The organism is Bacteroides caecimuris (genome assembly GCF_001688725.2).
In the GTDB taxonomy this organism is placed as follows: Bacteria; Bacteroidota; Bacteroidia; order Bacteroidales; family Bacteroidaceae; genus Bacteroides; species Bacteroides caecimuris.
In genome coordinates, this window is record NZ_CP015401.2 from 4,495,143 (window position 1) to 4,517,961 (window position 22,819).

11 protein-coding genes are annotated in these 22,819 nt (G+C 43.0%); all 11 read right to left on the reverse strand.

The genetic code is table 11. The features are described from left to right. Positions 1 to 4 precede the first annotated feature (4 nt). Complete coding sequence (locus A4V03_RS19360; protein ID WP_065540016.1) at positions 5 to 3,163, reverse strand: SusC/RagA family TonB-linked outer membrane protein; 3,159 nt, start codon at positions 3,161 to 3,163, stop codon at positions 5 to 7. A gap of 159 nt (positions 3,164 to 3,322) precedes the next feature. Beyond that, on the reverse strand, positions 3,323 to 4,858 hold the full coding sequence (locus A4V03_RS19365) for a sulfatase-like hydrolase/transferase (RefSeq protein WP_065540017.1): 1,536 nt from the start codon (positions 4,856 to 4,858) through the stop codon (positions 3,323 to 3,325). Positions 4,859 to 5,127: 269 nt separating this feature from the next. Beyond that, positions 5,128 to 9,192, reverse strand: a complete 4,065-nt coding sequence (locus tag A4V03_RS19370) for a hybrid sensor histidine kinase/response regulator transcription factor (RefSeq protein ID WP_065540018.1) — start codon at positions 9,190 to 9,192, stop codon at positions 5,128 to 5,130. A gap of 195 nt (positions 9,193 to 9,387) precedes the next feature. Next, the gene (locus A4V03_RS21610; protein ID WP_283105968.1) at positions 9,388 to 9,570 is read right to left on the reverse strand and encodes an acetylxylan esterase; all 183 of its coding nucleotides are present in this window, start codon (positions 9,568 to 9,570) and stop codon (positions 9,388 to 9,390) included. Continuing rightward, positions 9,570 to 9,995, reverse strand: a complete 426-nt coding sequence (locus A4V03_RS19375; RefSeq protein ID WP_240504332.1) for a hypothetical protein — start codon at positions 9,993 to 9,995, stop codon at positions 9,570 to 9,572. Before A4V03_RS19375 ends, A4V03_RS21610 begins: the two co-directional genes overlap by 1 nt. 17 nt (positions 9,996 to 10,012) lie before the next feature. Next, complete coding sequence (locus tag A4V03_RS19380; RefSeq protein WP_065540019.1) at positions 10,013 to 11,083, reverse strand: endonuclease/exonuclease/phosphatase family protein; 1,071 nt, start codon at positions 11,081 to 11,083, stop codon at positions 10,013 to 10,015. A gap of 22 nt (positions 11,084 to 11,105) precedes the next feature. Continuing rightward, complete coding sequence (locus tag A4V03_RS19385; protein ID WP_008776112.1) at positions 11,106 to 12,878, reverse strand: RagB/SusD family nutrient uptake outer membrane protein; 1,773 nt, start codon at positions 12,876 to 12,878, stop codon at positions 11,106 to 11,108. Between the two features lie 11 nt (positions 12,879 to 12,889). Continuing rightward, positions 12,890 to 15,922 (reverse strand): SusC/RagA family TonB-linked outer membrane protein, encoded by a 3,033-nt coding sequence (locus tag A4V03_RS19390; RefSeq protein ID WP_065540020.1) that lies wholly within the window; start codon positions 15,920 to 15,922, stop codon positions 12,890 to 12,892. 12 nt (positions 15,923 to 15,934) lie between these two features. Next, positions 15,935 to 17,773, reverse strand: a complete 1,839-nt coding sequence (locus A4V03_RS19395) for a RagB/SusD family nutrient uptake outer membrane protein (RefSeq protein ID WP_065540021.1) — start codon at positions 17,771 to 17,773, stop codon at positions 15,935 to 15,937. 19 nt (positions 17,774 to 17,792) lie between these two features. After that, entirely contained in the window at positions 17,793 to 21,032 is a 3,240-nt protein-coding gene (locus A4V03_RS19400; protein WP_065540022.1) for a SusC/RagA family TonB-linked outer membrane protein, read from the reverse strand. Positions 21,033 to 21,060: 28 nt separating this feature from the next. Further along, entirely contained in the window at positions 21,061 to 22,809 is a 1,749-nt protein-coding gene (locus A4V03_RS19405) for a leucine-rich repeat domain-containing protein (RefSeq protein WP_032844978.1), read from the reverse strand. Positions 22,810 to 22,819: the final 10 nt, after the last annotated feature.

The following is a 22,819-nucleotide window of genomic DNA, read 5'->3' on the forward strand; positions in this document are numbered from 1 at the left end:
TTGATTAGAAACCTAAGTTTATACCAAAACTGATAGAGTAGGCTCTCGGATAAGCGGAGAAGTCCAGTCCCGGAGTCAGTGCGCCTTCACGGATAGATACTTCCGGGTCATAACCAGAATATCCTGTACATGTCCATAGATTCTGACCGGCAACGAATACGCGTGCATTGTCTATCTTCCATTTTTTGGTCAGTTGTTTCGGCAGTGTATATCCTAAAGATACGGTCTTCAGACGAAGGAAAGAACCATCTTCGATAATACGTGTAGAGAACACTTTGTTGGAACCAGAGTCGGTAGCTCTCGGAATATTACTTTCCGGGTTTTCCGGTGTCCAGCGGTTTGCATAAGTTGCGTATTGGTTCAAGTCACGCGTCTTATTGCTGTTCTCGAAGAACAGGCGGTTGGCATTCAATACATCGTTTCCATACGACCATTGGAAGAAGACGCTCAGGTCAAATCCTTTGTATTCGAAATTGTTGGTAAATCCGCCTGTATGTTTCGGCATACCGTTACCGATCATAGTGCGGTCGTTGTCGTCGATGATACCGTCACCATTCAGGTCTGCGTATTTCGGCATACCCGGTTGTGTATTACTTTCGGAAGAGAAATACGGAACATTGCGTTTCAGTGTATATGTATCACCTGCTTTGTCGAAATCTTCGTATTTGTATGTACCTTCGTAGATGAATCCGTACATCATTCCCATCGGATAACCCACTTTGGCAATGTAGCTGTATTGGGAGTTATAGTTCTGGTCGAATTTGGCTGCACTCAACAGAGAAGATTGGTTTTCGGCCAGTTCTAATACCTTGTTCTTGTTGAATGCAATATTAAAGTTAGTAGTCCATGAGAAATGACGGTTCTTGATATTAGTTGTGTTCAATGTGAACTCGATACCTTGATTGCGCACCTTTCCTACATTCTTCATGGCACTGAAATAACCGGAAGAGGTGGGAAGTGAAGTATTCAGCAACAAATCACGCGTCGTTTTACGATACCAGTCGACGGTGAATCCGATGCGTTCGTCCAGGAAGCCTAAGTCCAGCCCCAGGTTCCACTGTTCGGTAGTTTCCCATTTCAGTTTTCTGTTTCTTAAGGAAGTGGGCACTGTACCTACACTTGTCAGACTGCTTTCGAACGGATATACACCACTGGGAAGGCTGCCGATCGAAATAAAGTCTCCGACTTTATCCTTCAATATCTGATATAAAGCATATGTATCATACTCGCCTACACGGTTGTTACCGGTCAATCCCCAGCTTGCTCTTAATTTACCTGAAGAAACAACAGACTTCAATGGTTTCATAAAATCTTCTTCCATGAATCCCCAAGCCAATGAACCGGAAGGGAAGTAACCGAAACGGTTGTCGCCGCGGAATTTGGAAGATCCGTCGGAACGGAAGGAAACCGTTGCATAATACAATGATTTATAGTTATAATTCAAACGTCCCAGGAAGGAAAGCATAGACCAGGAACTCTTTAATGAATTGGTGGTGCTCGGAATACCTTCACTCATTCCTGCCATGCCAAGCGCTTCATTAGGAATTTGCACGGTTTTGTATGAGTAATATTCATAGTCGGAGTTTTGCAGGGTTACACCCACCATACTATTAAAGAAATGCTTCTGTTTAATATTGGCCTGATAGGTCAGAATGTTTTCATTCAACCACGTTGCACGTTGAGAGTGGTAAACTTCCGCATTTACCTTATCTGATGATTTCGGATTACCATAACGAGTCTTCGAGTTGTTGAATGTTTCCCCTTTGCGGGTATCGAATGTGTAACCGCCTGAAACTTTCAACTTCAATCCTTTCATAAATTCATACTCTGCAAATCCGTTGAACTGAATATAGTTTGCATACGTCTTGCGATACTCGTTTTTCAAGGACATGATAGGATTGAAACGATAATCGTTGGTATTGTTTATCGCGTCGTCCATGATGTTATCCATCAACGAGTTTAATGGTCTGTCCGGTTCGGTCACGGGGCGATATCCCCATACACTATAGAACAGGTTATTCATACCACTGTATGAGTTCTGGGAAGGAGAACCACCAGTGGTTGTAGTGCTTGAATAGTTGGTTGTCAGATAGATTTTCAGTTTCTTCTTTTGGATGGTAGTACCCATACGGCCTTGTACACGTTTGTAGTTTGATTCCAATAAGATACCGTCCTGGTCATAATAAGATAAAGAAGCATTGTAGCGCACTCCTTCCGAACCACCGGTCAGGCTGACATTGTGGCTTTGCATCCATGCGCTGCGGAAGATTTCATCCTGCCAGTTGTATTGCGGGATATTCCTATAATCTTCCAGTCCCCATTTCTTACCGTCATAATCCATGAAGTAGGTAGTTTCCATATCTTTAGGACTACGTTCTGCTTGTAGTTTGACGAACTCGTATGCATCCATCATCGGAATCGTTTTGGTGATATGCTGAATACCGAAACTTCCGTCATATTTAATTTTAGGCTGGCCGACTGTTCCTTTCTTGGTTGTAATCATCACGACACCATTGGCACCACGGGCACCGTAGATAGCGGTAGCAGAGGCATCCTTCAAGAAATCAAGTGACTCGATATCGTTCTGATTGATGGCTGCGGCTATGGAAGGGTCTTCCACCGGGAAACCGTCAATGACATAAAGAGGAGAGTTGTCCTGAGTCAATGAGTTGTTACCACGGATGACGATGTTCATCTGTCCGCCCGGCATACCTTCGCCCGAGCTTACATTGACACCGGCAATACGTCCGCCTAATGTTTCACCAAAAGAGGCGGTCGGAGTGCTGAGCAGTTCTGACATACTGGCTTTGGCAACGGAGCCCGTCAGATCCTTCTTGCGTATCTCCTGATAGCCGACTACTACTACTTCGTCCAATGTCTTTGTGTCTTCCTTTAATGTGATAACCATTGGCTTTTGAGTGTCCACCTTCATTTCTACAGTGACATAACCAATGAAAGAAATAACCAATATCGAATTCTTATTGGGCACGTTAAAAGCAAATTTACCGTCAAGGTCAGTGATTGTTCCTTGCGAAGTACTTTTTACCTGAACACTGGCTCCCGGCACTCCTTCTCCTAAGTTATCCTTCACTGTACCTTTAACAAGTACCTGTGCAAGTACAAAAGAAACAGAAAACAGGATCAGTCCGATGGAGGAGAGCATCCTTTTTCTAGTTTGAGTGGATAAATGTTTGTTCATATATTAAAAATTAAGTGATTTTATTGAATCTACGTTTGCAAAGATAGATGGATTGAATATTCTACTATGGATAGAATTATTCAAGATTGGTGCAAAATCATACAATTTTTCTGTTCTCATAAACTATTTTTCTTTTACGGATTCTAGTAATTCAGCTAATTCTTTCACTATGTCGGGATATTGTTTTGATACATCCGTTTTCTCCGATGGATCGGAAGATAAATCATAAAGTTGAGGCTGTTTGTCGTTGCCTAACTCCATTTTCGTCCAATACTCGATAGCGGGGGCGTCGCTCGGTTCGATGTATTTCCATTGACCTTTTATGATGGCAAGTGTGTTATTGAGATTTTGTTGAACGACATACTCGCGGTTTGTATTATTTTTGCCGAGGAGTACGCTCAGATGTTCTTGACTGTCGGGAGCAGCTCCCTTGCGTAAAGGTTGGTCCAAAAGGGAGGCGAGCGATGCATACACATCTATTTGAGAGAAAAGAGCTTGTTGCTTGTTCGGCTTTACCCGGGCAGGCCAGCGGACGATAAATGGAACGCGTGTCCCCGCTTCGTAAGCGCTGTATTTCCCGCCACGGTAGATCCCCATTGGAGTATGCCCGTTGAGAAGTTCGTAAGCATGGTCTTGATAGCCGTCGTCGATAACAGGACCGTTATCGCTGGTAAAGATCAGGATGGTGTTGTCTGCGATGTGGAGGCTATCCAGTGTGTGCATGATTTCACCTATGGTCCAGTCCAGTTGCATGATGACATCACCACGAGTGCCGAGCCCGCTTTTACCTGCAAAACGTGGGTGGGGAATGCGGGGTACATGTACATCTTGCGTACCCATATATAAGAAGAAGGGTTCTTCCTGATGGGATGCAATGAAATTCTTAGCCTTATGGGTGATGATATCGGCTATGTCTTCATCTTTCCAAAGCGCAGATTTTCCTCCGGTCATCCAGCCAATACGGGGAATACCGTTGATAATTGTATTATTGTGTCCTTGGCTGGGTTTTAAGGTTACGAGCTCCGGGTTTTCTTCTCCCGTAGGCCAGTTGCCTACTTTGTGGTCGTAGCTCACGGTGATAGGGTCATTGGGGTCAAGTCCTACGACATGTCCGTTTTCTACAAATACACAAGGTACCCGGTCTACAGTAGCTGGAATAATAAATTCGTAGTCAAAACCGATACTTTGTGCGTTAGGGGTAATCCGGTTGTTAAAGTCGGTTTCACCCTTCGGACCTAGTCCCAGATGCCATTTACCTACTGCAGCGGTTGTGTATCCTGCGTCTTTCAGCATATCTGCCATGGTGACGCAGGCAGTGTCGATAATGAGTTCGGAGTTGCCGGGAGCGATTCCTGTGTTTTCCTGTCTCCAGGGATACATACCTGTCAGGAGTCCGAAACGGGAAGGGGTGCTGGTGGCAGAAGTTGCATAAGCATTGGTGAATTGTACCCCTTGTCCTGCCAACCGGTCAATGTTGGGAGTGCTCACTTTTGTTGCTCCATAACAACTTAAATCACCAATGCCGAGATCATCTGCAAATATATAAATAATGTTAGGCTTTTGGCTATTCTGCCCATTGCTCTTTTGGGGTGCATGATTGCATCCTGACAGCGTGACGATGCCGGGCAATAAGGGAAGTAGACGCAAAACGTTTTTCATAATGCTGAATGTTTTAGGTAATAATGTATTGAACACAAAGATAAGCGACTGGAAGAAAAATGATTGAGTAGGAATGTACAAGTGAAGTACAAAATAGTACACTTGGGGAATTAATTCCCTTACTTCAGTATCTGACTGATAGAGGCCTTGATTCAAGTACTGTATGATGAGTGTTGTGCCACCCTATTGTCACACTTGTGCCAACGCGGTGGCACAGGCGTGACAATAAGGTGGCACAAGTGTGACAACAAGCAGTCACAACAAAGTCATCAAAGCTTTGCCGTTTCTTCCTCATCTTCTTTTTCACTCTCTTCGCCCTTGCGGTAAGCCAGTGGACTGACGTGATAAATCTCTTTGAAACATTTACTGAAATAGCGGGAAGAGGAGAACCCGATCCGGTCAGAGATCTCCGTGATATTCAGCTCCGGATTGTTCCTTAACATGACAGCGGCTTTCTTAAGACGTATGCTCAGGATGAAATCATTCGGAGTCTGGCCTGTAACCGCTTTCAGTTTGGTGAATAAGTTCGTACGTGCCATACCCATTTCACGGGCGAAGATGTTAACGTTGAAATCTGTGTTGTCCAGATGGCATTCGATAATAGCCATTGCACGGTCAAGCATCTCTTTATCCATCGGGTTGGTAGCCAACATTTGGGCAAAAGCCTGCGGCTGTTTGCTGAACTTCTCTTGCAATAGCCGTCGGGAGTTAACCAGATTATTGCAACGGGAAATTAGAAGATTGGTATTAAACGGCTTCGTGATATAGTCATCCGCACCGATCTTCAATCCTTCGATGTTATGCTCTATAGCAGTGCGCGCAGTTAGTAATACTACCGGAATATGGCAGGTATTAAAGTCCGTCTTGATTTGTTTGCAAAGTTCTGTACCCGACATACGTGGCATCACAACATCACTTAAAATGATGCTCGGCATATCCTTCTGTATCATTTCTAGTGCTTCTACTCCGTCGGAAGCCGTACTGACCTGATAGAATGTTTCGAAAATACCGACTAGCATCTGTTTGATAGATTCATTGTCTTCCACTATCAACATTTTGGCGTCTTCGATACGTTTGTTGTCTTCTTCTTTCCATTCCGAATCAGAGATTATCTCTACTGAAGGAACAATCGCTTCTGTTTGTTGGATGGTTTCTGTGTCATCCTTTGCTATTTGTTCTTCTGTAAAGTGATTATTGCCAAATTTAAGGGTGATAATGAAACTGCTTCCTTTACCCGGCTCACTTTCCACCCGGATTGTGCCGTGATGAAGTTCTACAATACCTTTCGTCAGTGCCAAACCGATTCCGGTGCCAGCTCCGGTATTCAATGAGTTGAGATGTTCAGTCTGATAAAAGCGGTCGAATATCTTATCAATCTCGGCAGCAGCGATACCTGTACCAGTATCTTTTATTTCAATAATGGCGTGATCATCTTCCTGCGATACGTTAATTGAAATTGTATCTTCAGCTTTGGTATGTTTTACTGCGTTTGATAATAAATTGTTTATCACCTTCTGCATCTGCTTTTGGTCATACCACACTTCAATGTCATCCTTCTGTTTGTTGAACTTGAAGTTGATTTGTTTGCTACTGGCATATTCGAGGAAGAGCAGATAATTCTCATACAGGAAGTTAACCAGATTATGCCGGCTTACTTTGATCTTCATGTGACCTTGTTCCTGTTTTCGGAAATCGAGCAGTTCCGTAATCAGTTCCCGCAATTGGAGACTGTTTTTGTAGATTCCCAGCACCTTATTATATATGTTAGGCGTAAATGTCTGCACTTGCAACAATGTTTCTACTTGTCCTACAATCAGCGTTAATGGTGTGCGGAATTCGTGCGAGATGTTAGTGAAGAAACGAAGTTTCGACTGGTTCAACGCTTCAAGGTCTTCAATATGTTTCTTTTCGTATTTTAAAGATTCACGGAGTTTGATGCGCGAATTATAGTTCTGAATAAGATACCATAACAGACTGATAGTGACAATGGTATAAATCAGGTAAGCCCACCATGTCTCATACCATGAAGGGAGTACGATAATCAGCAGTCTGGCCTCTTTGATTCCTTCCCTTTGTGATTTGATGACAAGGGTATATTTACCCGGATTCAGGTTTGTATAAGTAATCAGCGTTTGTTTCCGGTAAGTATGGTTCCATTCGTCTGAAAAACCCTCCAAGCGATAGAGGATCTCGTCTCTGTTGGCAGGGATGAAGTTGGAAGTGGCATATTCCACGCTAAACATCGATTGATTTGCTTTCAGGCTAATTTCCGGAGTGTGGCAGATCGATTGTTCCAGGATGCCGCTTTCATCTCCCGGAACTACTTCTTTTCCATTGACAAACAGACGAGAAAGAATGATATTATACGATTTGGGAGTGAAATGTAACTTCTTCTCCCAGAAAGAAATCATTCCCTGAATACCGCCAAGGAATACTTCTCCGTCATGTGTCACAAATAGTGCGTTTTCATTGACCGCGGTCAGTGGGAATCCATTTTCCGTACCGTAATTATAGAATGTCTTGCTTGGATAGTCGAACTGTGAGAATCCCTGATTGGTAATTATCAGCAAGTCTCCTTTCTGTATGGATGATTCGCAAACTTCGTAGATACAGTCGCTGGATAAACCATCTTTCTGTACATCGAAGTTTTCAAAGTCATCACTTGCTTTACGGTAACGGTCGAGGCCGCTTCCGGAGGTGCAGAACCATAGATTGCCGTTACTGTCCTGCATGATGCTGTTAATATTGTTGTTGCTAAGACTGTTTGGATTGGCAGGATTGTGCGGATAATTAGTGAGTTTGCCGCTGTCGAACCGGTAAGAATAAACACCCTCCCCGGTAGCTGCAATCCACAATGTGCCGTCTTTATCAATGCAAAGACTGGCTACCATGCCAATGCCTCTTCCTTCTTTTGTCTCTTTGAAGAGTTGTTGGCAAGTACCTGTTGCAGGATTGAAAAGGCAAACTCCGTTTTGTGTAGCGACAACCAGCTTGTCCTTATAAGGTACAATGTCTCGGACGATATCCGAAGGTAGTGAGGTTGGATCTCCCGCTTTCATCCGGTAGACAGTGAAACGGTTGGTATGCAGGTCGAGTTTGTTCAGCCCTCCCAAGTGTGTACCTATCCACATGATTTCATTACTCCGGTCGTAATAGATTGCTTTGACATTGTTATGGGAAATACTATTTTTGCCCTCTTCGTGGCGGTACCAGCGATAGGTGTTGTTTTTCCGGTCGTACACATTCACTCCACCGCCTTCGGTACAAATCCATAAGTTCCTGTCTTTATCTTCAGTCATTCTGCCGACAATCGGGCTACTTAAACCTTCTTTTTCTGTATCTCCCGTCTTGTAGCGGGTATAGATTTCATATTCCGGATTGAAATAATTGACGCCTCCGAAATAAGTGCCTAGCCAAATTGTTCCTTGTTCATCTTTGACAATGCACCAGATGGAAGAGTGGGTGAGACCGTCAGGCTTGTCACTATTGGCTGTATATAGATAGAATTTGCCTGTGTTTTTGTCGTATCGGTTCAGACCATGAAATGTTCCTATCCACAGGTTACCTGTGTTGTCTTCACAACAGCTTCTTACAAAATTGGAACAGAGGCTATCCGGATTTTTAGGATCGTGCCGGAAATTCTCGATACTTCCGTCTCTTCTTACACGGTAGAGTCCTTCTTCCCAGCTACCTATCCATAAATCTTTGGCAGAATTTTCATAAATACTGGTGATGTTACCTTTTGTAATGGGTTGGGAGATTTTTGTTTTATCTTCCGATAGACAGTAAAGTCCATTACTTGTAGTTCCCATCCACAGGTTTTTCTTTTCGTCCAGATGGAGGCAGGAGAGGGTAATGTCTTTCCCGGCGAGATGATAGTAGAGATCGAAGTTGCCCGTACTTTCATTATATACAAAGACTTCTTCTCTTTTGCCGATATATAATTTTTCATTGAAGTAAATGGCGTCTACATTCCCTTGCAGTAATGTTTTGAATTTTTGCGTAGTCAAGTCGAACTCTGCTATTCCATCAGTGCAAAGCAAGTACACTTTCCCGTTTTTGTTTCCGGTGATGCGCAGTACAGTATTGCTGAACAAGCTATTCGGATCGTTTTTATTAAGTTTGAAACTTTTGATATCGTTACCGTTATACCGGTTAAGTCCTTCACGCGTGCCGATCCATATAATTCCTCGTTCGTCAATATAAAGGCTATTAACAGAGAACTGGGAAAGCCCGTCGTCCGTGGTCAAATGGCTAAAAGTGATGTTTTGACCTTGTGTGCGGACTGCGACTACGCTTAAAAATAGCAAAAATAAAAGGATTACTTTTCTCACTAATTTGTATTTTAAGGTGTTTACATCTATGCAAATATATTGTTTTTATTCGATTTCAGTGAATCTTATTAGAAGAAAGTAACTATAAAACACCAGAAGAGAATTCTATTTAACAGAATTACTCTTCCGGTTTCTAACCTAACTAACCTCTTGTTATAGTGTTTGTGCCTGTTTCGTTTTTATCAGTTCAGATTATTACCACACTACATACTGATTGAAAAAACGAGTACTTTCAGCAATCCATGAGTCCATGTTCTCATAAGCTGCAAAGTGTCCTGATGTAGGGTAACATATCCAGCGTTTAGGTGTACGGATGTGATTGTATGCTGCAAAATTTGTATGTGGTGGTGTAATGTTGTCCTGAAGTCCGAATCCCATTAATACTGGGCATTTGATCCATCCGGTTTGGATAAAATCTGTTCGGCTTCGTATCCAAAGAAGAATTGTTTCAGAGTGTCGGTGCCAGCAATGAAACAAGCTTGGTAAAACCCGGGAGTGAGATTCGTGAGAGTGACTGATGCACGACCGCGAAAGCCTCCACCGGGAGCTATCGAATCTGTTCCGAAAGAGTAGGTTATAAAGGTAGACGATACAGCATTGCCGAAATCTGTTGCAATGTCCATACGTATCATATCCGAGAAAGCTGACTGTGCAGATGTCAATTCCAGCATGAAGCGTACTGGATGTTCGTTATCGAACATCCAGTTTTGCTCAACAGGAATATTGAGATTTATGGTCTCCTGTGTATAACTTTTTATTGAGTATCCGGTCAGGAGTATAATGATGTATATCCACTTTTGCATCCTGTTAATCATTGTAATTACTCTTTGATATAAAACGTAATCAGCACTCCTTTATGATCGCTTGGCCACTGATTGTTTACGGGCGGAATGATTGGATCTTTGGTTTGTTCTTCTATTCTTTGTCCGCGTACAATAGAGCCTGTTGGACCTACTATCTGGGCACTTTTTATTTGTAGATTTTTATTTGGATAATAGTAAACGAAATCAATTCGTTCGCGTTCATCTGCCTCCGGTGCCCATGAGAGATTCTCTGGAATGACAGATTTATTGTCTGCAGGGAAAGTGAATCCCGGACATTTCACCGGATCGGGATGGATTACCCGGTAGGCATCTTTATATCCCCGTTGAACCAACAATTTGGAAGTTCCCCAATTGACGATACATCCGCGATGATCGAATAGATCTTTTGTATCGGCCTGCCAATCCAGATAAGAAGGCTCATTCAGATCTCCGGCAAAAAATACGAGTGCTCCTTGCTCTAGCTCTTTGGCAGCGTTGTTGATAAAAGCTTGGGCGGATTCTATACGGTCTGATTCTTCGCAGACAGCAAGTATCTTGTTTACATCAGTGATAGGAGCCAGAAGTTTATCCCAATTAACGCTACCGTCATTGTATCCCCGGGGATAGTAACAGGTGTAGTAACGATACTCTGAATGTGCCGGGTAAACGGCCACTCGTTTCCCATTGACATCCAGAATCGCTTTGAACATCCATTTGTTGATGCGTTCTGTCTCTTTGATCGGATATTTTGATATGACCGCTCTTCCGTCTATTCGTGCATCGTAATAGATGAGTCCCTTATCTTTAAGCCCTTGCATTAGTTTAGGCATCACGGGATCGTCTTGTGGACCTTTATATAATTCGCAAAATGTAGCAATGTCTGGCTGTAGGGTAGCAATCTGTTCTATCAGATATTCCGGAGCATGCTCCACCTTGGTACACTCCACCCATAAGTTGAGTTGAAGGAACTTAATCTCTGTTTTCTTTCCTGTTTCTTCTTCCGGTACAGATACTTCCGTATTGGTTTTAGAACATGCAGTGATAACAGGAAGTATGGCAATAATAATAGTTAATAACCACTTTTGCATAATCTGTATTTTTTAGATTTGATTACCAGCCCGGATTCTGACAGTTAGTTCCTGAAGCATTCTGTAACCGGATTGCTTCGTCACCCGGTATTGGATATAATAGGAATTTTTCACTATATGCTTTTCGGTTATTATCTACTACAAAACGGGAGTAACTTCCATCTGAGTTTGCTTTCATTCCGGTGATTACTTTATCTGTTTGATCCAGTATCTTCCAACGGCGTACATCAAAGAAGCGGTGTTCTTCAAAAGCAAGTTCTACGCGTCTTTCGTTCCTGATTCGCAGACGAAACTGATCACAGGATAATCCGTAAGGAATGCCTGGCATACCTACTCTGGAACGTACTGCATTGACTGCGTCTACGGCATCATTGGGTACAGTTCCGGTAGTGGATGCTTCATTAGCTGCCTCTGCATAATTCAAATATAATTCAGCTAGGCGGAACTCTTTGAAGTAACCATCCAGATTGCCGGAACGTCCGGATTTATAATGCGAGAACTTACGCGTATAATAGCCGGTACAGGTGTAACGTGCGTTACTGGGATCAAGTGCACAGTTTCCTCCTGTCTTGGTTGAGAGTAGTGCACCGGTTTCCAGGTTTAGTTTGGAACCATCATAATAAATAGAAGCTTTAAGACGCGGATCACGGTTCTCATACGGTTTGGCTTGATTGTAGAGACCTTGAACAGCCGAATTCAAGTTAGGCTGCAGATGATTGGCATCTAGATAAGGGCTCTCTAAATTGAGCAGAGGATAAGATTCTGTCATGTCACCGTTCACAACTTCATAGGCATCAAGTAGCTCTTGCGACGGACACGCACCGGCATCTGTCTGGCCGTCGGTAGTTGGCAGGCCAGCATAATTCCACATATACATTTGTCCAACTTCCATAATGGTTTCTTTGTCATTAACTACCGGCAAGTCAGTGCGCGAATAGAAATACACATCATAAGGAGAATAACCAGCTGTAGCATTCGGCTGTTTCTTATAAAGTTCATAATTGTTCGCCAGACAGTCATCCAGAGACTTTTTAGTAATTTCTGCGGCTTCTGTCCAAGTGATTGTTCCGTCATTGTACAGAGGACTGGCTGCATAGAGTGATATCTGTGAACGGATGGCTGCACAGATGGCTTTTGTCATAACGTGACGGTAGTTCTCCTTATCTAAGGAACGCCATCCCCATTCTTCAACAGTGGGAATATCAATAGCAGCCTGACAATCAGCTAATATTTGGCGGGCACACTCGCCAAATGTACCTCTTTTAACCTTGGTATAATCGTAGTCGGGAGTTGTTATGATGGGAACACCTCCATAACGTTTCACCAATTGAAGATAATAGAAAGCGCGTAATGTAAGTACCTGTGCCTTGAAACTGTTACGTATATCTTCCGAGTAGACACTGGCAGTAGGGATATTGGCAAGAAAGATGTTGCAGGCACGAATCCCTTGATAATAATAATTGTAGTTTTCCGGATTTCCTTCGATGCCCTCCAGCGGATTGCTGAAGGGAGATAATTGTCCTTCATTCCATTTGCGGGTAACTCCGTTCTGTAGTTCCCAGGAATCTTTGGCTTCATCCGTACAGCCAGCTAGCATGGTATAGTTATAGTTCATTCCGTAATTCAGAATCCATCCATAACATTGATTCATATAAGTATACGTTTTACGGTTCGTGGTAAACAAATCGCTGTAATCCGTACGGCCGTCCGGATGATCTTCAATTTCAGTACATCCTATGAATGAGGATAATATGAGTAAGGAGAATACTCCTGATATGATTTTATTTATTTTCATAACTTCAGTCTTTAGAAATTCAGGTTAAGTCCTATGTTAAATGTTCTGTAAATGGGGTATACAGAGTAGGAATATTGTTCTGGGTCTAGATTATCGAACTTGAGAGGTGAGGTGGTCAACAAATTGGCTCCGCTGATATAAAATCTCATTTTCTCCAGTTTCAGCTTACTGCTCCAACGTTTAGGAAGTGTATAACCTAATACTACATTCTTCAATCTCATATAGTTATTTTTGGAATAGAAGAATTCATTCGATTGGAGACTTGAAGAGCTTCCTGTGGTCAAAGCCGGATAGCTGATTTTTTCATTTGCCGCATAGCGATCTGCTGTCCAGGCATTACGGTGCAGGTCTGTGTACACTCCTTGGTAAGCATTATCGAAGATACCGCATCCACTGTAATAGGCTGCTGTACCTGATACACCTTGTAACTGAACATACAAGTCAAAGTTTTTGTATTCCAGTTGAATAGAACCACCATAAGAAAGTGTAGGTAGTGTCTGGGCTTTGTCCATCGGTGCCTGGTCACGCTCATCTATATTTCCGTCGTTATTTAAGTCTTTGTAAATGAAATCACCTGGGCGCGGAGAAGCACCAGAGAATCGCAGACCGCTTTTATCTATTTCCTCCTGGCTATTATAGTAGCCGTTTCCGTTGGAATAGTCAATCAGATATCCGAACTGTTGTCCTGCAGAATAGCCGGTTTTACGATATGGATAGTAATATCCGCTGGCGGTACGGTTCAACTCTTTTATGTCAGTTACTTCATTTTTATTGTATCCCATATTCCCTCTGATAGTCATTCTTAATCCACATTTCAGATTCTTGATATAAGATAGTTCAAGATCAAATCCTTTGTTGTTCATCTTACCCAGATTTTCAAATGGCAGATTTTCACTGGCGATACCTTGTGCAGAAGATACACTGTTATTTTGGATAGCCATTTGGGTCTGTTTCACGTTCCAATAATCAAATGTGATACCTAGTGAGTTGAATAAGGTAACATCTATTCCGTAATTTTGCTGGAAAGATTCTTCATAATGGATATACGGATTACCTTGCATACCTTCTACAGTATGAAAGCCATAGTAGTTGCTTAGTAAGTAACCTGCATCTTTATAACGTACATCTGTAGCATACAGGAAACGGGTGTCAGATATCTGGTCATTGCCCAGCCAGCCGGCAGATGCGCGTATTTTGAGGAAGGACAACCAATCTGTGTCTTTCAGGAAACTTTCGTTGGATACCACCCAAGCGGCAGATACTGTCGGGAAGAATTTAAAACGGTTACCCGGTTTGAACTGTTCTGTGCCATCATAGGTAAAGTCTCCCTGTATATAGTACCGTGAATCATAGCCGTATTTCACATGTCCCATCAATGACAAACGATCGTATGGGAGATCACCGTTTTTCATCATATTCTCATTGAAATAGCTGACAAATGCATCTACTTCATGTTTGCCTCCAAAAATACGATTATAGTTGATGAACCCTTGGAAGTTGATAAAGTAGCGCATATTAGCGGTCTTACTTAAACTTAGAGGAAGAGTGGTGTGAGTACCGAAAAGTCCGCTGCCATTGGCTGCATAACGTGCGTAGTCAGTAGAACCATAGATTGTTCCGTCATAGTTTGCTTCATAACCTACTATTCCTTTTACGCTCAATCCTTTAGTCAGGAATCCCAGATCCAGATTCATTCCATAAGCGACGTTCAGGTTGATACCTGTTTGATGGCTATATCCGGAGCGGTTGATAAGTCCGTAAGTAGGATATTCATTGTATTCTGCAGTAATCACTTTTCCGTCTTCGGTGATAGGTCCAGGTACGGTGGGGGCCATCTGATAGATCGAATTCATGATATCTCCTGTCCCGTTGTATCCTTGATTTATCCGGTCGATAGTGACATTTGTGTTAAGGAAACAGTTTAGATAACGATGCAGAGTGACGTCCACATTAGCTAAAATGTTGAAGCGATGCAATTTGAGTGCAGGATTATAATTATCATTCTTCTCTGCATCAATCAGGCTGTTTTGGTGAAGATAACCGGCATTAACAAGGTATTTAACCCGGTTGTTACCTCCGCTGATATTTACGTTGTAACGTTGCATACTGGCTGCATCATTCATGAAAGTGTCATACCAGTCGTGTCCCGGCATAGTTCCATCTGTAAACCCGGCTATTTCATATAAAGAATAGAGTGGAGTGCCACCGTCATTGAGTAAGGCCTGGTTACGCATTTGTGCGTATTCACCGGTACTTACTATTTTAGGACGCTGGGTAGCCTGTTGTATGGAGAAGTCCATGTTCACATTTACCTTAGTACGTCCTATTTCGCCTCTTTTTGTAGTAATAAGAATTACTCCGGAAGAAGCTCGCGGACCATATAATGCTTTAGCTGCGGCATCTTTCAGAATACTGACAGATTCTACAGTGTTGGCATCGAGTGTATTCATATCGAATAATGGAGCCGGAATTCCATCGAGTACAACCAAAGGTGAATTACCGTTTATGGAATTCAGACCACGTATATACATCGTTGTTGCATCATCGGCTGGTGTGCTGGTGGATTGGATAGAAGTCAATCCTGTCAAGCGTCCGGTCAGCGTAGCTGAAAATCCGCTATTAGGTGTTTTAACTAACTCTTCTCCCTGAACGGTAGAGATTGCTCCTGTATAACCTCCTTTTCTCTCTTTCTGCAGCATGGCTACTTCGAGAGATGTATCCTGACCGGCGATGTCTGATATCAGACAAAACTCTACCGGTTTATTCAGAGTGAATTTCATTGTCTGGTTCCGATATCCCGGAATCTTACAAATGACCATACTGGCTCCCGACGGAATCTCCATGATGAATTTTCCGTCTTTATCACTGCTTGTGGTGTATTCGGGATTGTCCGGGACAGAAATGATTGCGCCGTCTAAAGGTTCGTTGCTCTCATTCCGCACCACACCGGATATAACTTCTTGCACTTGTGCCCGGCATACTTCATTGCCTGTGAACAGGCATACGATGCACAAAAGTGTGATTATTCTGTTTTTCATATACATTCTGTTTTATGATTACCATCCTGCATTTTGCCACGTCTGTCCTGTCGTGCCTTCCAATACGGCTGCTTCACTGGCAGGGATAGGATATACGTGCCATTTCTTTTCATAACTCATTTTGCTCGGTTTGCTGCCGTCTGTTCCTAGATTGATTCTTTCATAAGAGAATGAGTTTCCATTTTTGGTGATTCTCATACCTGTGGTAAACTTCTCATTTTCCATATTCTCATTGGCGGGTGTCCAACGGCGGATATCGAAATATCTGTCTTCTTCACAAGCCAGCTCTATCTGGCGTTCGTGGCGTACCAATAAACGAGCTTCGTTCTTGTCGTTTGTCGACAGATCAACCGAAGGATCAAAACCTGCGCGATGACGGATTTCATTGATCCATTCCAGGCCTTCGGTAAGGTATCCGCTTTCAATAGCGGCTTCGGCGGCATTCAGATAAATTTTGCCTAATCGGTAAAAACGGAAACGGCCATCATATCCAGCCACTCCGGCTGCCTTACAGTTACCGTTTACCATTCTTTTTCTCCAATAATAACCGGTACGTGTATTCGTATTTCCACTTGTACGGATTTCGCTATTTCCTCCCACGTACGTTTCTACTACTGCCGGTTCCTTTCCTAACAGCACAGGACTGTTATTATAAAAAATTGTAGCCTGGAAACGAGGATCACGTCCCTTATAAGGGTTGGCTGGGTCATAACCGCTATTAGGGTTATAATTAGGTGACAGATGCTTCTCATCGTTATAAGGTTTCGATAAATCCAGTACAGGCTTTCCTGTTGCTAGCATATCATAGGCGTCTACTAATTCTTGGGAAGGAACAATAGTTAATTGAGCGTTTCCCAATACCGGAGCTCCGATAACGTCATACAAAGGATTGGTGTATGGGTCGGGCCAATAGCCTTCGGTACTTTGCCAGATTGTTTCTTTATCACTGGGATCTGTTCCGATATAGTTATTGAGCGTAAAGTACTCCATATAAGCATTGTTATAGTACTTTTCAGTATCCGCACATTTAGTATACAATTCATATCCATTGGCTTTCAGCTGTTCCAGACAGTCTTTGTTGATTGTGTAAGCCCATTCCCAAAGATCTTTGCCGCCATTGTTGTAAGTGCTGGCTGCGAATAGAGATGCTTCGGAACGGATAGCCATTGCGATACCTTTGGTCATTCTGATCTTCTCGTTGAGTGTTGTCAGTCGCCAAGGGAGGTTGCTGGATTGCAAAGCTATTTCGCAATCATCTACAATGAATCGGGCACAGTCTTCGAAAGTAGGACGTGATAGAGTTGAATAATCATAGTCTAACCCGTATGGCTCTTTCTCAATAGGCACAGGACCATACCATTTCAGTAACTCCATATAGAAATAAGCACGGAGTACATGAGCCTCTGCTACCCAACGGTCACGGTCGCTTTCGCTTGGTATGGCGGCGGTGGCTGCCCGTTGGAGGAATGTGTTGATAATACGGATTTGCCCCCAGTATAACTGCCAGTATCCTCCTTCTGAGTAGGTGTCACCCATATCTCTGCGAACGTCGAGATAGAAGTCGGTAGTGGTACAGTTGCCGGATGCGGCATGTGCAAAGCCGGCACCGGAACCATCCGTGCAATCCCACGCTTCATCACTAAGTGCTACAGGATAGTTGCTCCAGAAATGATATCGTAAACTCTTTTTGGGCAGATAGTCAAAGCAAGTACTGAAATAAGCTTTAGTCAGATCGGGATCCTGGAATACTTCGTCCAGTGATAATCTTCCGTCGGGAGCTACATCCAACGCTTCATTACAAGAACTGAATGTGAGCAGGGAAGCAAATATGCATATATAAATAAATCTTTTTTTCATATCGGTTTTGTTTTAGCCGTTAAAATGTAATATTCAAACCTACATTGTACGTACGCATTGTTGGATAGGCTGCCGGACTGTTTTGTTCGGGATCGAAGCTGTCAGTCTTGAGGTGAGTCCATGTATACAAGTTATTACCGCTTAAATAGAAACGTACATTGGAAGCACCGATTTTCTTGCTGATACTTTCCGGTAATGTATATCCTACTTCTGCATTTTTTAGACGTATATACGAGGCATCCATGATAAAGAAGTCGTTGGGCTGCAAGCTCGGACCACCACTGCTGGACAGACGAGGATACGTAATCTTTTCGTGATTATTATAGCGCTCTTCGCTCCAACGTTTCATGTGCATCTTGTAAAAGTTGCCGCTACTTTCATAAATACCAGCTCCTGAATAAGTTTTGCTGTATTGGCCTACTCCCTGCAACATGATAGAAACATCGAATCCTTTCCAGTTGGCAGATAAAGAGAAACCGTAGTTGATGCGAGGCAATAGGGAGGAATAGCCAATGGGAGCCTTGTCACGGTCATTGATGACACCGTCTCCGTTGAGATCTTTATAAATAAAGTCTCCGGGTTCCGGTGTTCCTACACCTTCATAAGTCAGTCCGCTCTTGGCAATACTCTCGTCGCTATAGAAGAATCCTGTGCCGTCACGCCCTTTTTCAGGATCATAGCTGTGGTCGATGATATATCCCCAGTTTTGTCCTAATGAGAAGCCGGTGGTGCGGGTGCGATAAGCATAATCCTTACCTAATAGTGGCTCGTCATATTCCAATACTTTGTTTTTGGCATAACTGAAGTTTGCATTAGCAGAAACAGATAGCCCGTTTTTGAATTGTTTCTGATATCCGAGGACCATTTCGAATCCCTGATTCTTTACTTCACCATCGTTCATCAGTGGAAGAGCGGATGAGGGAAGACCTTGAATCATAGGAGTAGTCTGCGGGATAATCAGAATATTTTTTCTTTTTTCAACAAAGTAGTCAAATGAGAAGGAAAGATCATGATACAAGGATATGTCTATACCATAATTCTGTTTTTCAGCTGTTTCCCATGTGATGCTTTTGTTTCCTATGTAGTTTTCGGCTATCTTGTAACCTTGTCCCCAACCGGAACCATTGGAAGCATATCCCAGGCTTGGGGATAACCAATGATCTCCTTTACTGTCGGTGACTACGGAATATTGACTGATATTATCCAGATAAAGGAAACGGGCTGAACCGAAGGCGTCGTTACCAACTTTTCCCCAAGAAGCTCTTAACTTCAGATTGGTCAAAACCGGATTATCCTGAAGGAAGCCCTCATTAGTAATCAGCCAACCGAAAGAGGCAGCCGGGAAGAGACCAAATCGTTTGTCCGGTGAAAATTGTTCAGAGCCGTTATAACCTACGTTGATTTCCGCAAAATAACGTCTGTCATAGTCATAAGTTGCACGTCCGGCAATACCGATGACGTTGTAAGGAAGCAGTAGGTCACCGGATGTTTCTTTGGATTCTTTGATGTCCCGTTGAGCTAGAAACATAGCAGTGACATTATGCTTTCCGGCGAAGGTCTGGTTATAGTTGATTTGTCCCTGTAAGTTCATAACCCAATAAGATTCGGAAGACTTTGTGAGTTCAATCGGGCCGTCTTCGTCCTCCAGGCTAGGATGGCGATTGATAAACAAATGCTCTCCTGAAGCTAATGTCTGATACGTATACCAAGTATAGGAACGTTTTCCGATTGTTTTCCCAAATCCTTTGGAGTCGAAAGATACCTGGCCTTTGACAGAGAGCCCTTTAGTGATAAATCCCAAATCTATTTCTACTCCTCCGATAACATTGATTCCCGATCTGGTTTCCAATTGATAGCCCGAACGGTTGATTAGCGGATATGCACTCAATGAATTGTTGGCGGGATCTTCTACGGATAATCCGGCACCAATAGGGAAAGTACGTATAGCATCAGTAGCGTATGCACCTTCTGGGGTGAGATACATGGAAGTAGGGCGTGAGGTCAAAGCGCTGTTGAATACACTTGACATACTTGCGGAAGTTCCGTTGATCCGTTCCAGATAAGAGGAAGCGTTTAAGTTAATCTTTACCGACTTATTGACTTTGTAGTCGATATTTGAGCGGAAGTTGTAGCGGTCTAATGAAGACTGGGCATTGTATCCCAACTTGGATTTAGGTTCTACGTTGAACATACCTCCCTGATGCAGATAGCCTGCACTTACAAAGTATTGAAGTTTGTCCGAACCTCCCGAAACGTTCATGTTGGCTCTGGTCATGGGAGCATAATCTCTGAACAAGATATCTTGCCAGTTATTATTCGGATAAAAATCCGGGTCTACAGGATTACCTGTTTTCCATGAGTCGAACTTATCAATGTCCGGCCCGAGGAATTCAGCGGAATTTCCGTCGTTCACGAGTGCTTCATTGCGAAGTCTGACCCAGTCCCATGAATCCAGACGTTCGGGCTTGAAAGCGATTTCCTGCATGCTGAATTCTACATTGGCACTGATACGGGCAGTTCCTTTTTCACCTCTACGAGTGGTAATCATTATCACTCCGTTGGCGCCACGTACTCCGAATACTGCTGTTGCGGAAGCATCTTTCAATACGGAGATATTAGCAATCTCGTTCGGGTCGATAGATCGCATATCGTCTACAGCTACTCCATCTACCATAATTAATGGGTTTGTTCCGTTTGTAGTGGCAGCACCACGCAGGAACATGGTGACTTCGTCACGTCCCGGTTCACCGGAGGTCTGGATAGTTGTCAATCCTGGGAGTTTTCCGGATAAAGCGGAACTTAGGTTGGGCGATGAGGATTTCATCAAATCTTTTCGATCAATGGAAGCTACGGAACCGATGACAGAAACCTTTTTCTGGGTACCGTAAGCTACCACTACAACTTCCTCCAGATTCGCTACGTCCGGATGCATGATGATACGCATGTCTTTTTTAGCAGGAATGTCCTGCTTTTGATAACCTACATAACTGATTTCCAGTACAGCGTTGGGGGCAACCGATAAAGAGAAACGACCGTCTATGTCTGTAATAGTACCATTCGTTGCTGCTCCTTTTTCTATGACGGAAGCTCCGATCAGGCTTTCACCGGACTCGTCTACGACGACTCCAGAGGCTGTTATTTTAGACTGTTGCTGTGTCAGGGTAGCATCTCCGATATCCGATGCATTTCCTGTAACGGGAATACAGATTCCCAACCCAAGCAACAGGCACATTTTGTATAGCCAATAACTTTTTTTCATAACTATAACGTTTAAGATTGTTTTCTGTCTAATTAAATGAACTCAACATTTTATCCTTGTCGTATCCTATGTATTCATAGCGTTCTATCCGAACACCTTGATTCTTTGCGGTAATACATGGGCTTGTGCCATTCCATGGGCTATCCATCCACCATTCTTCTACTAGTAGCTTCCTTTGAGTTGAAGAGCTGTCGGTAAATGAGAACTGAACTTTTGAGGCATCTACAGCTCCACCGGAGTAACCTAGTACGGAATAAGTACCTGCCAGATTACGCAGATCAACATAAGTGAGCGGACAACCGGATGCATTTAGTGATGTGATGGATTTGCACCGGTTTATATCCAGATATGCTAATCCCGGATTGTTGCTCACATCTATAGAGGTTATCATATACTGATCGCCAGAAATGAATTTGGTTAATCCTGCATTCTTGGCACTGAAAGTCTGAATTCCTTTCTCATCTACCGGACCTGCCGTGTAGCTGGTACTGATTGCGTATTTACTAAGATCGATTTCTCCCAGATTATTTCCATCCAGAATGAGGTTTTTGTATCCGCAGAAGTATTGTAGTCCTTCCAGATTAGTGATTCCCTTATTGCTAAGATCAAGGGTCGTGTTATTCTTGAAGTATTCAGTATTCAGAGCAGCCACTGTCAGAACTTTATCTCCATCGAATACATCCGGAACCAATGCTTTGAGTGCGTTTCGCAGATTGATATCAGGAATTTCTCCGTACTTTTTCATTGTCTTCTGATATTTTCCGTAACTGTAATAATAGTTGTTGTTTCCATCGGGATAGTCGTGCATCCAGTCGTACCCTTCCACTGTCACTCCATTATTGATGGCATCTACGATAGAACCGCTATTGCTGTAGTATGAGTCCATCCACCAGGATTCCATTTTCAGGAGTCGTTCTTTACTTGCGTCATCGCTGAAAGTAAATTTGAAGTCTGTGCTGTTGTAGTTCAGACATCCGCCATAGATACTGTGGTAATTGCGTACATCCAGATATACCAGTTTACAGTTTAGAGCAGAGAACTTCTCAATGTTATAACAATAATACAGGTCGACAGATTCTAGTTTGGTACTTCCATCTATGTTGAGAGATACCAATGTCGTGTTCGGCTGTTCCGAAGTGGCTAGTTCCAGTTTGGTCAGACCAGTGTTTTGTGCAGTCAGTTCAGACAGTCTGGATAGTACTTCTGCAGGAATTTCACTGATATCATTATTGTTGCAGATCAGTTTCCGAATGTTGCTGAAATATTCGAGTCCCTCCAGAGAAGTGATATTTTTATCGCTGATATTTAATGTGCCATCAGTGAAAGTGACATATTTAGCACTGGAAGATATCTTTTCTCCTTTAAATATATCAGGGAAAAGAGCAGACAAGGCATTACGCAGGTTTTCGTCGGGCATAACTCCAACAGTACTGTTGATGACGCCTAATGTTCGCATTTTGCTACCGCGTACCAATACAAGTCCATAAGAATCTTTGGTGGCCGTAGAGGGGTAAAGTACCGTGATATGATCGGATGCTACTTCTCTGGTTTCCATGTAGATGGGCTGTTCAGTACCTCCTGAAAGGGGAGAAAGAGCCAGTACATCACAGTCGATAAAGCCATTTCCCTGAATGGTAATCTCTGTGCCCAGGGATTCTTCCGAAATATCCGGAAGCACTACATTGGTTACTCCTAGGTCTGTGCCTAACTTTTCGTCTTCACATCCCAAAAGGAATACCATTCCAAGCATTAATAAAATGTAGAAATGTGTTTTCATAAATACTATT